Below are 15,026 nucleotides of genomic sequence, written 5' to 3'. Positions count from 1 at the left end.
GGCGGCTGACTTACGGTTTATTTCGGGAAAAGGATTGATTGCAATCTTGAAACTCCAGGCGCAGCAAGGGATTGGTGAGCGGTTTGCTCACTCGAATCTAGTTTATTGCCACCACTGCAAATATCGTGCCATACTGAGGCCACTTCCCGATACACGCACTGTCAATTTAACACGGAAGTGTACCCAGGAAGCCATTTATCCGAACGAAAGAGGGGTTGGAATTCGATGGAAAAGTTTGCAAAAGGAAAAAGAAAAGCGGTCATGCTGCTTGTGCTCACACTTGCATGCACCATGTTGTTCAGTGCCTGCAGCAGCAAGGGGAATGAGGGTGTAAAGGAAAGCAACGGCGGCACTGCGGCTCCCGAGAAACGCGTAACGCTCAAGGTTGAGGTGTTCGATCGAGGCAACTCACCAGCAGGCTCCACCATTACAGACAATTATTTAACGCAATTCGTTCAGAAAAATTTCGGCGACCCTAATAACATTGATGTGGAATACGTGCCGGTACCTCGCTCCGAGGAGGTCGAGAAGCTGAATGTGCTTATGGCAAGCGGCACCAATGTACCGGATATTGTATTTACGTATGATCCCAATACCTTCAACCGGTATGCCAAGCAAGGCGGCTTGACAGATGTTGGTCCGCTGCTGGAAGAGCATGCGCCAAACCTGACGGCCTTCCTTAGTCCAGAGGTGCTAGGTTATGGCCAATATGAAGGAACCCAATTCGCTATTCCGGCCAAGCGCTCCAATGTAGGCAAATATGCTTCCTTTATCCGTCAGGATTGGCTGGATAAGCTGGGGCTGCCCGTGCCTCAGACGACCGAAGAGCTCTACGAAACATTGAAAGCGTTTAAAGAAAAGGATCCTGGGCAGACGGGAGGACAGGTTATACCATTAGGCATGACTATTGCCTCTGCCCAATATGAGCCGCTTCTATGGTCCTTCGTTAAGCCGACAACAGAGGAGGAGCGATTCACGCTAACCCAGCAGTTAGGCTCTAACGATTATCCGACTCTGCTGCCAGGCTTCAAGGATGCGCTTCAGTTCATGAACAAGCTGTACAATGAAGGCCTCATGAGCAAAGATTTTGGTCTCGATAAGGATAAGAAAAAGCTAGGGGAAGACGTGGCGACGGGCAAAGTAGGCTTCTACAGCGAGGATGACATCAACCCGTTCTATGAGAACGGCACGTATGCCACGCTTCAGAAAAACGTACCGGGCGCCTTGCTGCATTCCGTAGACGTGTATACGAATGAGGAAGGCAAGCATGCCAAGCCGATGTACGCTCCGAATGGTATGTACATCATGATACCGAAATCAAGCGAGCGAGCAGTTGAGGCTGTCAAGTATTTGGAGTGGATGGCATCCGAGGACAATCTGTTCCATATGCAAAATGGAGTTGAGGGCGAGAACTACACATTGGTGGATGGCATTCCAGTTGTTGTAGAGAACCTGACTGAGGAGGCTGCTAATCGTCTGTACAACCAAGGCGATATGGCGATTATCTCCAATGGCAAGCAGCTTGGAAGCATGGAGAAGAACCTCCAGGCAAGAGCGCTCCAAATGCCAAAGCCATTCAAGGATCAGGTAGAAGCTGCTCAAAAGATTGCCAATAGCGATGTGATTCCTCCCGTCCTGATGGACAGACCGATCGAGGCGCAGACGAAATATGGTACAACGCTTCTAGACAAGTTTAACGAAATGATCGTCAAGACAACCATGTCGAGGCCGGACCAATTCGAAAGCGTATTCGACTCCATGATGAAGGACTACATGGCAAGCGGAGGTCAAGCCATCCTGGATGAGCGCACCGCCGTATACAAAGAAATGAAGGCGAAATAAAGCGCCGATCGGGCAAGCATGGTGGAAGGTAGGACTCTGCTCCTCCCTTCCAACCGCTGCCGATTGTTAAGGAGGAGACTGCTGTGAGCTGGAATGTCTATTTCCGCAGATATTGGCAGCTGTATGCGCTGCTTGTGCTGCCGCTGACCTATTTTATCGTGTTCAAATATGGCCCGATGTACGGCATTCAGATTGCCTTTAAGGACTTTAACTTCTTTCAGGGGATGCTGAAAAGCGAATGGATTGGCCTTGAAGCGTTTAGAGAAGTGTTCGGCATGCGGGATTTCTATCTTACGCTTCGCAATACGCTGATGCTTAATTTTTTGGATTTGCTTGTATCCTTCCCAGCACCGCTTGTTCTCGCCATTATGCTCTATGAGATGAAGGCGGTGTGGTTCAAGAAGCTGTCGCAAACGATTCTGTATATTCCTCATTTTATTTCGTGGGTCATTATCGGTGGCATCGTCTATCAGGTGTTCGGCACGCAATCCGGAATGATTAACAATATAATGACTTCTATGGGATTTGAGGCTATACCGTTTCTTACCGACAAAAATGATTGGCTGTTGACCTATCTGCTTGTTGGCGTTTGGCAGAGCGCAGGCTGGGGAACGATTATTTACCTGGCTGCCTTGACGGGAATTAACAAGGAGCTGTTCGAGGCTGCAGGAATTGACGGCGCGGGTAGGTTGAAGCGCATTTGGCATATTACGCTTCCGGGAATCAAACCGACAATTGTTGTGCTGCTCATTATTAATTTAGGTCATATGGTTTCTATAGGCTTTGAACGTCCATATGTAATCGGAAATTTGGCTGTACGCGAATATTCGGATGTGCTGAGCACATTCGTCTATCGGATCGGTCTCGAATCCGGACAATATACACTTGCTACGGTAGTCGGGCTGTTCCAGGCTGTCGTAGGACTCATCTTTGTGCTTGGAGCCAACTACGCCTCCAAGAAGTTGACGGATGAAGGGATTATGTAGGCGAAGCTGCGCCAATATCCTTCATGAATTCGATCATTTGAAAGGAGCGGACGCTTATGAAAGAGCAAACCGCGAACCGCGTGTTCGACACGGCTAACTTTGTAATCCTGTTATTCTGCACCTTGATCTGTCTGGCTCCATTTCTTCATATAGCTGCTATTTCCTTAAGCTCGTCAGGTCCCATATTGTCAGGCAAGGTCAGCTTGCTTCCCGTAGAGCTGAATCTGGAGGCCTACGTTCAAGTATTCACTGACGTCTCCATGATTCGCTCGCTTGGCTTTACCGTGCTGCTGACGGGCTTGTTCACCTTGCTGTGCATGCTGATGACTATAGCTATCGGTTATCCCTTGGTGTTACTGCTGATCCATACTGTCCAGAAAATGATCGCGTTAGTTATCCAAGGTCTGATCGTAATCATGTCCATAGAGATTCAATGAATGGGAAAGCCAAGAAGTTTCGGCTTTCCCATTTCTGTTAAACGAATCGAATATGGTAAACTTCTTTATTCCTCAAGTTAAATCGCGTTTCTCTCATGATCACGTACCAATATCGGTCAAGCTCGAGTCGACAGGGAATGCCACGATCTCCAATGCGAATTTCAAAACATTCACCGCAATAAACAGGATAAGCTTTCTCTCCTAGCAGGACAAACCAACTATTCGCGTCCCGATCGTAGGTCATCTGGTTCCAAGGCTCGTTCATGACAATTCACCCTGAATCACGTGCTTCACCATATGATCGTCAATGATGCGGCGCTTGATCTGGGCTCCGTAGATGAGGCAATGAGTGCTCAACTTGTTGATGAGTCTGGCCGATCCGCCCGAGAATCGGTAAACTTCATTTACCGCCTCATCAGAGAATATCTCATGATTGGTGCCGGCATACGCTAACTGACGCTTCAGATATTCACCGACTTGGGAACGGTCGAAATAGGGCAGCTTGCACTGCAAGTCAATCCGCTGACGAATCGCTGTGTAGGATTGAAGACGAAGCTTTTCCCATAGCTCGTTCTGCCCGACTAGAATTAGCGCCATGGGGCTTTGCGCATCCATCTTGAAGTTGAGGAGAAAGCGCACTTCCTCCAGCATCTCCCGATCGAGCAGATGGGCTTCATCTACGACGACAACCGGTTCCAGTCGATGAATGCCGCGCATGAGTTCCACTTCGCGATGCAACTGACGCTTCGCATCGCCTCGGTAGAACTTCGACTCGCATCCGAGTTGTTCGAGCAACCCTTTGTAGAAGTGGCGCGGCGTTAGCTTGGAGTCCGACAGGTACAACAGCTTATACTTCGCTGCATCCAGCATGGCGGCAAAGCGGCGGACTGTTGTTGTCTTGCCCGTCCCGCAGTCGCCGCTAATGACGGCGAATAATTGGCGCTCAGCAGCGTATTGCAACCGGTCCAGCATCTCTTCCATAGCACTCGCCGGATAAAGCTCTGTCACGGGAATATCCCGAGCAAATGGTGTACGGGTCATGTCGTAGAAGGATTCAAACATCCTTGCCAGCCTCCTTCCTCAGCATGCGGTAGGAGACGGCCGGCGTTTGGGTTTGTGCGCGCTCGTCATGCTTCCGCTCGGCACCTCGGAGCAAGCGGGATTCCGTTGCTGACTGCTTCTGCAAATGCTCTGGAAGGGCCGGCCGCTTGCCAGCCCTTTCTCCAATGATGAGCTCCCGTGCTTGCCAAGGCGTACATCCCTCGTATTCGATCGTCACTTCTGTGATATCTGCCGGGTCATAGACGACTTGAACCGTTTGCCCAATGAACAACAGCCCAACTTCATACTTCTTGCCTTGAAAGCTGATACAGCCGGCCTTATCCACTTTCCGCTGTTCCGCGTGGAGGAAGCTGGCCGCGAGGTGCTCGGAATTTACGAACTGAAGCGCTGCCGGATCGCTCCGAAACGCAGCTTCGGGTGTTTGTTTGTTCGCCAGCGCGGCATGGGGTTTATTCTGGTAGCACTCCGAAAGCCATACTTGGAACCAGTCGTTAAGCTCGGTGAGTGTCTTAACGTTCTCAAGCGCGACCTCGTCCAGAAAGCTCTGCACAGCGCCGTTTAGACGCTCAACCTTGCCTTTACTTTCCGGAGAGTAGGGCTTGGCAAAGAGCAAGCGAATACCGAGTTTCGCGCACGTCCGGTTCATCCAAGTCGTGCGGTATTGCTTGCCGTTGTCGAAGTACACGGCCTCTGGGACACCGTATTTCTCGATCGCTCTTCGGAAACTGTCCTCGACGATGGCTTGCTCCATCGACGCGTAGAAGGCTCCATGCAGCACATACCGCGTCGCGTCATCCACGAATAACACCAGATAGACTTGTTTCTTCGAACCGCCAGGACCAATGGGAAGGTACGGCCCATACTTGATGTCACTCTGCCATAAGCGATTGCGGGACTGCTTCTGAAAGCGCCGCGCGGCCGTACCGCCACCGGCATACATCCGCATCTGCCTTGAACTGTAACCGCGCCTGGTTAATCTCGCCTGCAGGGTGCTGCGTTTAATTATTCCAGGTGCGATCTTCTCCTCCCATTCGAGGATCTGGATAATTTGGCGCACACTCCGCTTCGGCACCTCCCGCCGAAGCAGGATCGCTTCTTCCAGCACCTCAGTTGGTATGGTGTCTGGCAGCGGCTTCCGGCCTTTGGGTTTCGGCTTGAGTCCGTCGAACCCATCCTTGCGATATTCGGCCAAGTACCGGCGCAGCGTCCTCTCTGATAAGCCGGACTGCGCACAAATGGCCGACTTTAACTGAGCCGCCTTCGCCGCATCCAGACCGGATGCTAGGAGCGGCGACAGCAGTTGAAAGCGTTCCGCCGCAACCTTGTCCGATTTCTTTTGTCTGTTCATCCTCATGCCTCCATTTACTAGGGTTAGCATGAGTCTAAAACAAGCTTCAGCGGACAGACAGGCAGAACGGGTCTGTAACCCAAAGATTTAAATTGGCGATGGGGCGGACAGTTCTTCTTAGCCACCCGGCTGCGTCACCGACATACCGTCCTAAAGCGTGGAGTGCGGACTGCGGAGCAACGGACGCTTGCTGCACAGGGAGCTGGAACTGGATGCTAATCGCCTGAAGCGCTGCTGCTGCATACGCCGCCCATACCCGAAACCAAGCCAGCCATCTAGAAAGGGTGGATTCGTCTGCGGCTACTACTAAAGCATCTGGCTCTACTAAGGCATTTTCGATGCTTTCAGCGTCATACCGCTTGTAGGGGACAAGCAGATCTGGCAGCTCATGATGAATTCTTGCGCATGACCTACAGTACAACCTCCGAATGATGAGCTTCGCTCGTTCTCCGCTACTTCTGTACCACACCCGCCCCCGACTGCCCGCTACCTCTAACCAGCAGCCGCAGCAGGGACAGGGAACCAATTCCGCACTCCTAACAAAAAACGCCGGTCGCAGACTCCTTCTCAACCAGCGTGAAATCTGATACAATGACCATATTCTTGGGGTGACGCTTCCGGTTATGCTGCTCGTAACAGCATGACGATTACGGAAGCGTTTCTTCTTTCTTTAGACTGATAGTATGGTCACTATATCGGTCTAATTTCGGACATTTATGAACGTCAACTTCCGGCTATTAATGGACGGCAGAAACACCTTGGCTCAAAAGAAGCTGCGCGGGCGCAAGACAATCATGCTGCTCGTCGTCATTACCATGTTCTTCAGCGGCGGCATCATTCCCGAATATATTCTCGTTCGCAATCTGCATCTGTTGGATTCAATATGGGCGCTAGTGCTTCCTGGTTTAATTAATCCATTTTATTTGATTATCCTTATTTCCTTTTTACAGAACATTCCGGAAAGTTTGGAGGAGTCGGCTGAAATTGACGGAAGCAGTCACTTTCGCACTCTAATCAGCATTATGCTGCCGCTTTCTCTGCCGGTCATAACGACGCTTAGCCTCTTCTATGCAGTGGGTCGCTGGAACGGCTTTACCGATACGCTGATGTACATTACCAGTCCGGAGCTGTATCCACTGCAGCTGAAGCTGTATCAGCTCATTCAGAACAACATGATTACGGACCTGCTGCAAAATGAAGGAGCGCAGATGGCTAATCTTGTCCCCGAAAGCCTGAAGGCGGCAAGCGTTATATTTGCCACTGTGCCCATTCTACTCGTCTATCCGTGGCTCCAGAGATATTTTGTCAGCGGTGTAATGCTAGGCGCAGTCAAAGGATAGTGTCTGCGCTGTCAAGGTGAAGGGGGAAGTGCATGCTAGTGGACATTTATGACAAGCTGATTGCAATCAATGATGAGCGTGTGAAGGATGGCATGGAACATCAGGTGCTGGCGAGAGGGAGCCGGTTCGAAGGAGGGGTGGTGGATCCCGCGAATGGCATCGCTTGGCCAAGCCATGGCGGTACGCCGATGGTGATGGCGCTATGGGCGACGGCTCTGGTGAACGAAGCTTCCAGGTATTATCGTGACGCAGAGCTTCTGCGCCGACTGGAGCTGGCCGCGGCCTTTATGCTGAGGTCGCAGCACGAGGACGGGACGATCTCCCCACCTTGGACGAACAGGCATTCACCGCCCGATACGGCGTTCGTCGTGGGCGGTCTGGCTCAAGTGTATGAGCTGCTGGCCGGTAATGAATGGCTGCCGCTTAAGCAAGCGGCTGGGGATATTCGCACCTTCCTTGAGCGTACGATTCCGGCCTTGCTTACGGGAGGCTGCCATACCCCGAATCATCGCTGGGTTATTACAGCAGCGCTCGGATTCATGTATCAATTGACCGGCAGGACAGAGCTCAAGGCTCGAGCAGAGCAGTGGCTTGCAGAAGGTCTCGACTGTACAGAGGACGGGGAATGGACGGAACGGAGCAACGGCATCTACAACGCCGTCAGCGACATCGTGCTGTATTATACGGCGGAGCTGTTCGACATGCCGGTGCTGCTGGAGCCGGTTCGACGTAACCTCAACATGATGGCGTATATGATTCATCCAGACGGCACTGTAGTAACGGATTATTCAGGTCGGCAGGATTTCGGCAGCCAATACGATATGAGCGGTTATTTCCTCGTCGCGAAGCTGATGGCTGAACGTGATCGAAGCCCGTTGTTTGCTGCGATTGCGGAGCATGCCGGACAGGCGCTGAAGCACCCGGGCTGGCTGCCCAATAACGCGCTGCTTGGCATGATGCGATACTCTGAGCTTCGCAGCAGCGAGGTTCAGCCGTCCTCGCTGCCGGATCACTATCGCATTGTCATAAACAGCAGCTTCCCGCGCGAGCATTACCTGAGCCAGATGGAGGGGGCCGGCCATGGAGGCCGCATCTACCATAGCCGGCTGCATCCCGATTTCGGTGCGCCTGTAGCCAGGCACCGGAATGGTCCCACCAGCGCAACGGTTATAACCGAATCGAATTCGTTTTTTGCTCTACGCCACGGAGCAGTCCGCCTTCTGGCCGTCCAGGCTGCGACGTCCTTCCAGCCAGGCTTTGTGAAGCTGCAGCGGCTGGAGGAGCGGGAGATTGGCTACCGTCTGTCAGCCGTTGAGCATAAGGGCTATTATGGACCCGTTGCCGCGGATAGGCTGCCGGCAAGCGCAAGCGAGAAGGTGAGTCCCTGGTATCTGCTGCCGCATCATCTCCGTGAGCTAACGCATGAACAAAGCCATGCCATTGACATCGACCTATCAGAGAATGAGGAAGGCTGGACCATTCGTCTTCGCTGCGAGGCACCTGATCTGCTGATGACGCAAATTTCGTTTGTCTTTGATCGTGAAGGCGAGCTGAGTGGAGGCAGGCTTTCTCCTGCAGGGACAGGCACGTCGTTCTGGCAGGGAGGGGTCGTCACATGTGCGGCTGGAAGCGACTGGATTGCATTGGAGGGAGGCGGGCATGAGCATAGTGCTCGTGTGCTCAACAATACGGCTTACCCGGCGAATTGTCAGACGCTGCTCGTCAACCTGTTGACGCCGTACGACAAAACGTTCCATATCCGTACATCGGGAAGGAGCAGTCAATGATACACATGCAAGCAAGCTTGACGGACAGAGAGAGCGCTCGTTATTGGTTTGGAAACGATAGCCGTCGCATACTGGAGGTGCTTGCCGCGCGTTATACGGGAGTGAATCCGCCAGTTCCATTCGCACTGAGAGCCTTCTCCAAGGCGGGCATTCTGCAGACGGAGGAAGGGCTCTATGAGATCAACCTGGCGGAGAGGCTGCCGGAGGCGGGCAAAGGGCATTATGCTTACGCGTGCGGACTCGTGTGGAGCGATGATGAACGATCCATAGACGGCGTCATGCAGCCGCTAGGCCCTGTTACCTTGTATATGAACGAGGAGAGAATCTATCGTTCCACTGTAGTAGAGGAGATGGAGCCGCACGCCAGAGCGATTATTCCGATTCTGCTTCGCAAGGGCTGGAATAAGCTGCTTATCGAAGCGAAGAAAACAGCGGCTGGCTTTGGCTGCCGATTCGGGGCAGACGAGGGAAAGGTACGAATTCTGAATGTATTGTCTCCATTCTCAGGGAGGGCCGGGCATGCGGGCTGGGTATATTCGGAATCGGTTAATAGGCCGCTATTCGGAGAGGGTGCGATGCCGGCTTTCGACCAGACTGAGGAGGAAACTGGACTACTCTGGCAGCCTCGCGCAAGGTGGACAGATGAGGATGCGCTTAAGCCTAATCTGGAGAGGCTGTTCGGCCGGCCGACCGTTCCCGTTGCGGGCTATGGATGGGCCAGGCTGCCGCAGACGGGTCGACAGAGCATCGTGGTAGAGGGGCATGCGTGCGGACCATCAGAGCTGTGGCTGGATGACGAGAGGGTGTTTGAATTGCCGGAGGCGGGGACGTTTCGCACGTCTATTCGGCGGCCAGCAGGCGGCGGCCAACTCCTGATTCGCACCTTGAGCAGTCCACAAGGCTGGGGCTTTGAGCTTCATGCGACGGCAGATGGGCAGCCGCTGCCCTTGGAGCTGCCGATTCAGGTGCACGGGTATGAGGGGCCGTGGCTATACCGGGGGCCCATCGACGCCGATGCCGAGCTGAACCCAAGCGAAGTGTGTTGTACGCATACATTGCTGCCTGCTGTTCATCAGGACGGCAGTCCGGCAGGGCTCGCCTATTGGGAGCTGGATGCGCCCCATACGCGCTTGCGGCCCTACTACGAGAACGCAATGCTCAGCAACAAATGGACGACTGGCTCGGCAACAAACTTCGGGCGGTGGGATTACCCGCTTGGCGTGACGATGTATGGGCTGCTGCGATCGGCCAAAGCGCTGAACCGGCAGGATCTAGCCCAATACGCGCTGGAGCATATCCGCAGCTGTACCCGCTTTTATGACTATTCGCTCTGGGATCGGGAGGCGTATGGATTCCCCGCCATTAATCACCAACTGGTGCTTATGCGCATGCTGGATAACTGCGGCTCTTTCGGCTCAGCAATGCTGGAGGCTTATTCTCTGGCAGGGGATGCAAGCTTCCTGCGAATTGCCGATAAGATTGGGGACTTCATGCTTGGGAAGCTGGAGAGAACAGAGGATGGCGCCTTCTACCGATTGAGCGAGGGCGAATACTTTGATCAGACGATGTGGGCCGACGATCTGTATATGAGCGCTCCATTCCTGACTCGATATGCGCTTGTGAGCGGGAAGCAACATGCGATGGACGAGGCAGCCAAGCAGTTTCTGCTGTTCCGGCGCTATCTGTTCCTGGAAGAGGAGGGAATCATGTCTCATGTCTATGATTTCAAGTACGGCCAGGCGACGAAGGTGCCTTGGGGACGGGGCAACGGCTGGGTGCTGTTCTCACTGTCTGAGCTGCTGGAGCATCTCCCGCGCCAGCATGTTGACCGCGAGGAGCTGCTGAGATTTTTCCGGGATATGTGTGCGGGGGTAGCTCGTCTTCAAAGCGAATCGGGACTATGGCGGCAGGTGCTGAATGAACCGGACGCTTATGAGGAGGCTTCGTGCACGGCGATGTTCGCTTACGCGTTCGCTCGAGGCGTACGCTTCGGCTGGCTGGATCAGCAGGCTGCCCGTTATTCGGATGCTGCCTTGAAGGCTTGGCGGGGGCTGGCCAGCAGCGCGATTGACCGTTCGGGCAACGTGCACGGCGTGTGCAGCGGGTCTCGATATTCCTTTTCCCCGGACTACTACATGTATGATCTGCGCACCGTTGTTAACGACAACCATGGGATCGGCATCATGATGCTGGCGGGTGTGGAGATAGCCAGCCTGAAGATGATAACCGGGTGATGGTTTAAAAGATAAGAAAGCAGTGTTCTCTATACTGGGCTTATATTTCGACGCGAAACGTATGCTGCTCCGCCAATGGAAGACGCAGTCGTTTGCACTTGTTTGATGGATTAAGCGCTTAACCCTTTGGAGGTGGAATTCCATGAAGACAATTAAGCTGTCAATGGCGCAGGCCTTGCTCCAGTTTCTGGACAATCAATATGTATCGATTGACGGCAAGGAAACCAAGTTTGTCCAAGGCGTAATGGGTATATTCGGCCATGGCAATGTGACGGGGATCGGCGAGGCATTGGAGAGGAGTCCTGGCGGATTAACATTCATTCAAGGTAAAAACGAGCAGGGCATGGCACATGCCGCCACGGCATTCGCCAAGCAGAGCGGACGGAGGAGGATCTATGCCTGCACGTCCTCTATTGGACCTGGAGCTCTGAATATGGTGACGGCGGCAGGCACCGCAACGGTTAACCGTATTCCGCTGCTTCTGCTACCTGGCGACAACTTCGCATGCCGCCAGCCAGACCCCGTGCTGCAGCAGCTGGAGGCTCCAGCCGATTACACCCTGTCGGCGGCAGACGCCTTCAAGCCGGTCAGCCGCTACTGGGACCGCATTGTACGGCCGGAGCAGCTAATGAAGGCGGCGCTTCAGGCTATGCGGGTGCTGACGGATCCCGCGGAGACAGGCGCTGTTACGTTGGCGCTGCCCCAGGATGTGCAGGCCGAGACGTATGACTTTCCGGCGTCCTTCCTGGCAAGGAGAGTCCATGCGGTTGATCGTCGTCCTCCGGCGGCGGCGGCGATTCACCGCGCTGTCAGCCTGCTGATAGGCAAGCGGAGACCGCTGCTGATTGCGGGCGGCGGCGTTCATTACAGCGGAGCGACAGGAGAGCTTGCTGCGTTCGCTGAGGCCTTCGGCATTCCCGTAGCGGAGACGCAGGCGGGCAAAAGCGTTCTCCCATGGGACCATCCGCTGAATATGGGTGGAGTTGGCGTGACGGGAACGCTCGCTGCGAACCGGCTGGCGAAGGAAGCGGATGCCATTATAGGCATCGGCACACGCTATTCCGATTTCACAACAGCGTCCAAGTCAGCCTTCGGCAATCCTGATGTGCAGTTCATTAATATCAACGTCAGCGCGTTCGACTCAGTGAAGCTGGGCGGCATCGCGGTCACCGCGGATGCGAAGGAAGCGCTGCAAGCGCTGCACGCTGCGCTGAAGGGGGCTAATTACGCCAGCGGATATGGGACGGATGAGCTGATGAGCCTGAAGTCTGAATGGAGCCGCGAGGTCGACCGTCTCTATACGCTGGAGCATGAAGAAGGGTTATCGCAGACAAGAGCGCTTGGCGTCATCAACGAATCGCTGCAGCCGTCCGACATCATTGTCGCCGCGGCCGGCAGCCTGCCCGGAGACCTGCATCGCTTATGGCGTCCGGCCCAGCCGGGAACCTACCATATGGAATACGGCTTCTCCTGCATGGGCTATGAGGTAAGCGGAGCGTTCGGCGCGGCGCTTGCAGCGCCGAAGCAAGAGGTGTACGCCATGGTCGGCGATGGCAGCTATCTCATGCTCCATTCCGAGCTGCTCACAAGCATCCAGGAGGGAGTGAAGATGACGGTTCTGTTGTTCGACAACAGCGGCTATCAATGCATTCACAATCTTCAGAGAGGACACGGCAGCGACGGCTTCGGCAATGAGTTCCGATACCGCGAAGACGCAACCGGCAGGCTGACAGGCGATTATATGCCGATGGACTTCGCCGCGCACGCGCGCAGCATGGGCGCAAGAGCGTATACCGTCCGCACGGCCCAACAGCTTCGGGAGGCGCTGCTTCAAGCGCGCGAAGAGTCGGGCTCGGCGCTGATCGAGATTAAAGTGCTGCCAGGCACGAACACAGATGGATATGAATCCTGGTGGCGGGTCGATGTGCCGTCGGTGTCGTCAAGTCCCAAGGTGGAGGCGTCCCATCGGGCCGTAGCTGAAGGGATTGCCCGGACAAGGGAGCTGTAGCAGCGAGCTTCTATATTACGATCATCAACGCGGGGAGGTCTTTAGCATGCGCAAGCCAACAACGTTCCAAATCGGCATTCACCCCATTAACTGGGTTGGTGAGGATGTCCGGGAGCATGGAGCGGATACAACGTTTGAAACTATTGTGGACGATATCCAGAGGCTGGGTCTGACCGGCACAGAGATGGGGCGCAAATATCCCCAGGATCGAGCGGCGCTGAAGCGGGAGCTGGCGTCTCGGGGAATACGGCTCGTCTCGCAGTGGAAGTCGGTGCTGCTGTCGGATCCCTCCTGCAGAGAGGCGGAGCTGGCGGCTTATCGCACGCATGCACAGTTTCTGCATGAGATGGGCAGCCCTGTCATCAGCACAGCGGAGGTCGGCGGCTCGCTCCACTTCGATCCGCGCCGTACGCCGCATGAGAAGGAGGTGCTGCGCTTGGACGAGGCGGGCTGGCACAGCCTGGCTGAAGGGCTGAACGCCGCGGGCCGCATTGCCAGGGAATATGGCATGAAGCTGGCTTATCATCATCATGGCGGAACGGTGGTGGAGTCGCCGGAGGAGATTGACCGCCTTATGGCGCTCACCGACCCGGCGCTCGTCTGGCTGCTCTATGACACAGGGCATGCCTATTATGGCGGCTCCGACCCGCTGCAGCTGCTGCGGAAGCATTACGGCCGCATAGCTTATGTGCACTTGAAGGATGTCCGGCCGCATGTGCTTGCGGAGGCGCGGACGCAAGGAGCGGATTTTGTCACCTGTATCCGCAAGGGTGTCTTCACGGTGCCCGGCGACGGCTGCATCGACTTTGCGCCAATACTGGCAGAGCTGGTGGAGCGGGGCTATGAAGGTTGGGCTATGCTTGAGGGCGAGCAGGATCCAGCCCTGCACCCTCCATTCCAATATGCTCGCAATGCGCTGGATTATATGAACGGCCTGCTGGAAGCGGCGGGCGGAGGGGAGTAGACGATGGCACAATCGCATATAGCATGGGATTCCAGCAAGCCGTTTGATTTTGTGGCAATTGGCAGGCTCTGTATCGATTTGAACGCTAATGAAATAAATCGTCCTATGGAGGAGACGATGACCTTCACCAAATATGTGGGGGGCTCGCCCGCCAATATTTGCATCGGCATGTCCCGGCTGGGGCTTCGTACCGGCTTTATCGGCAAAGTAGCCGATGACCAAATGGGAAGATTTATTACGGGTTATCTGGAACGAGAGGGCATTGAGACCTCTGGCGTATCGGTCGATCGGACCGGTGCGGTTACGGGACTTGCTTTCACGGAAATAAAAAGCCCAACGGCATGCAGCATCCTGATGTATCGGGATAATGTTGCGGATTTGAAGCTGGAGGCGGGCGAGGTGCGGGAGTCGCTTGTTGCGGACGCCAAGCTGCTGCTGATCTCCGGTACGGCGCTGGCCCAAAGCCCTTCGCGTGAAGCGGTGTTTCAGGCGCTGGATTACGCCAAGCGCCACGGGACGGTCATCGCCTTCGACCTGGATTACCGGCCGTATACATGGACATCCCAAGAGGAAACGGCCGTCTATTACAACCTGGCGGCCGAGAAGTGCGACATTATTATGGGTACTCGCGAGGAATTTGACATGATGGAGCGTCTCGGCGGCAATGCCGAGCGGGATGACGAGGTCACGGCGTCCAAATGGTTCAACCATTCGGCGGATATCGTCATTATCAAGCACGGCAAGGACGGCTCCATCGCCTATACCAAGGACGGCGCCTCGCACCGGGCGAGAAGCTTCCCGGCCAAGGTCGTCAAGACGTTCGGGGCGGGCGATTCCTATGCGGCAGGCTTCCTCTACGGCCTCATGCAGGGGTGGAGCATCAGCGCCAGCATGGAGTTTGGCAGCGCGGCGGCATGTATTGTCATCTCCAGCCACAGCTGCTCGGATGCGATGCCGACGGCGTCTCAGGTGCATGATTATATTGCCCGCTGCCAGAGAGGCGAAATAACGGGCTAAG

12 protein-coding genes and 1 pseudogene are annotated in these 15,026 nt (G+C 54.8%); 9 read left to right on the top strand and 4 right to left on the bottom strand.

Annotated elements, in window-relative coordinates:
* The first annotated feature begins 225 nt into the window (after positions 1 to 225).
* The 3 genes from AB1S56_RS15820 (at position 226) to AB1S56_RS15810 (ending at position 3,265) form a co-directional block, all read left to right on the top strand.
* Entirely contained in the window at positions 226 to 1,842 is a 1,617-nt protein-coding gene (locus AB1S56_RS15820) for an extracellular solute-binding protein (RefSeq protein ID WP_340872243.1), read from the top strand.
* An 83-nt stretch (positions 1,843 to 1,925) separates the two neighbouring features.
* Positions 1,926 to 2,828, top strand: coding sequence for an ABC transporter permease subunit (locus tag AB1S56_RS15815; RefSeq protein WP_340872244.1), 903 nt, complete (start codon positions 1,926 to 1,928; stop codon positions 2,826 to 2,828).
* 56 nt (positions 2,829 to 2,884) lie between these two features.
* Positions 2,885 to 3,265 carry a hypothetical protein gene (locus AB1S56_RS15810; RefSeq protein ID WP_340872245.1) on the top strand — a complete coding sequence of 127 codons (381 nt, stop codon included), beginning with the start codon at positions 2,885 to 2,887 and terminating at the stop codon, positions 3,263 to 3,265.
* A 37-nt stretch (positions 3,266 to 3,302) separates the two neighbouring features.
* Here the strand turns inward: AB1S56_RS15810 and AB1S56_RS15805 are convergent, their stop codons facing one another.
* Genes AB1S56_RS15805 through AB1S56_RS15790 form a run of 4 tightly spaced genes read right to left on the bottom strand, consistent with a single transcriptional unit; the run spans position 3,303 to position 6,144 of the window.
* The gene (locus tag AB1S56_RS15805) at positions 3,303 to 3,509 is read right to left on the bottom strand and encodes a DUF5348 domain-containing protein (protein WP_367903463.1); all 207 of its coding nucleotides are present in this window, start codon (positions 3,507 to 3,509) and stop codon (positions 3,303 to 3,305) included.
* A gap of 17 nt (positions 3,510 to 3,526) precedes the next feature.
* Complete coding sequence (locus AB1S56_RS15800; RefSeq protein ID WP_367903368.1) at positions 3,527 to 4,327, bottom strand: ExeA family protein; 801 nt, start codon at positions 4,325 to 4,327, stop codon at positions 3,527 to 3,529.
* Positions 4,320 to 5,675, bottom strand: a complete 1,356-nt coding sequence (locus AB1S56_RS15795) for a DDE-type integrase/transposase/recombinase (RefSeq protein WP_367903367.1) — start codon at positions 5,673 to 5,675, stop codon at positions 4,320 to 4,322. The genes AB1S56_RS15800 and AB1S56_RS15795 overlap by 8 nt, the downstream gene beginning before the upstream one ends.
* Positions 5,676 to 5,721: 46 nt before the next feature.
* Entirely contained in the window at positions 5,722 to 6,144 is a 423-nt protein-coding gene (locus AB1S56_RS15790) for a DUF6431 domain-containing protein (protein ID WP_340869355.1), read from the bottom strand.
* 295 nt (positions 6,145 to 6,439) lie between these two features.
* Between AB1S56_RS15790 and AB1S56_RS15785 the strand changes: the two are divergent.
* From AB1S56_RS15785 to iolC, 6 genes and pseudogenes are all read left to right on the top strand, one after another.
* A pseudogene (locus tag AB1S56_RS15785) lies at positions 6,440 to 7,015 on the top strand (carbohydrate ABC transporter permease); the annotation flags it as partial.
* A gap of 32 nt (positions 7,016 to 7,047) precedes the next feature.
* The gene (locus AB1S56_RS15780) at positions 7,048 to 8,802 is read left to right on the top strand and encodes a hypothetical protein (RefSeq protein ID WP_340869353.1); all 1,755 of its coding nucleotides are present in this window, start codon (positions 7,048 to 7,050) and stop codon (positions 8,800 to 8,802) included.
* Positions 8,799 to 11,036 carry a glycoside hydrolase family 88 protein gene (locus AB1S56_RS15775; RefSeq protein ID WP_340869351.1) on the top strand — a complete coding sequence of 746 codons (2,238 nt, stop codon included), beginning with the start codon at positions 8,799 to 8,801 and terminating at the stop codon, positions 11,034 to 11,036. Before AB1S56_RS15780 ends, AB1S56_RS15775 begins: the two co-directional genes overlap by 4 nt.
* 142 nt (positions 11,037 to 11,178) lie before the next feature.
* Positions 11,179 to 13,044 carry a 3D-(3,5/4)-trihydroxycyclohexane-1,2-dione acylhydrolase (decyclizing) gene (gene iolD / locus AB1S56_RS15770; RefSeq protein WP_340869350.1) on the top strand — a complete coding sequence of 622 codons (1,866 nt, stop codon included), beginning with the start codon at positions 11,179 to 11,181 and terminating at the stop codon, positions 13,042 to 13,044.
* Positions 13,045 to 13,090: 46 nt separating this feature from the next.
* Positions 13,091 to 14,008 carry a myo-inosose-2 dehydratase gene (gene iolE / locus AB1S56_RS15765; protein WP_340869348.1) on the top strand — a complete coding sequence of 306 codons (918 nt, stop codon included), beginning with the start codon at positions 13,091 to 13,093 and terminating at the stop codon, positions 14,006 to 14,008.
* A 3-nt stretch (positions 14,009 to 14,011) separates the two neighbouring features.
* Positions 14,012 to 15,025 (top strand): 5-dehydro-2-deoxygluconokinase, encoded by a 1,014-nt coding sequence (gene iolC / locus AB1S56_RS15760; protein WP_340869346.1) that lies wholly within the window; start codon positions 14,012 to 14,014, stop codon positions 15,023 to 15,025.
* Position 15,026 lies beyond the last annotated feature (1 nt).

This window comes from Paenibacillus sp. PL2-23 (assembly GCF_040834005.1).
GTDB lineage: Bacteria > Bacillota > Bacilli > Paenibacillales > Paenibacillaceae > Pristimantibacillus.
Note: the sequence above shows the minus strand (reverse complement) of the source record. Positions and strands in the feature narration are given on the sequence as shown.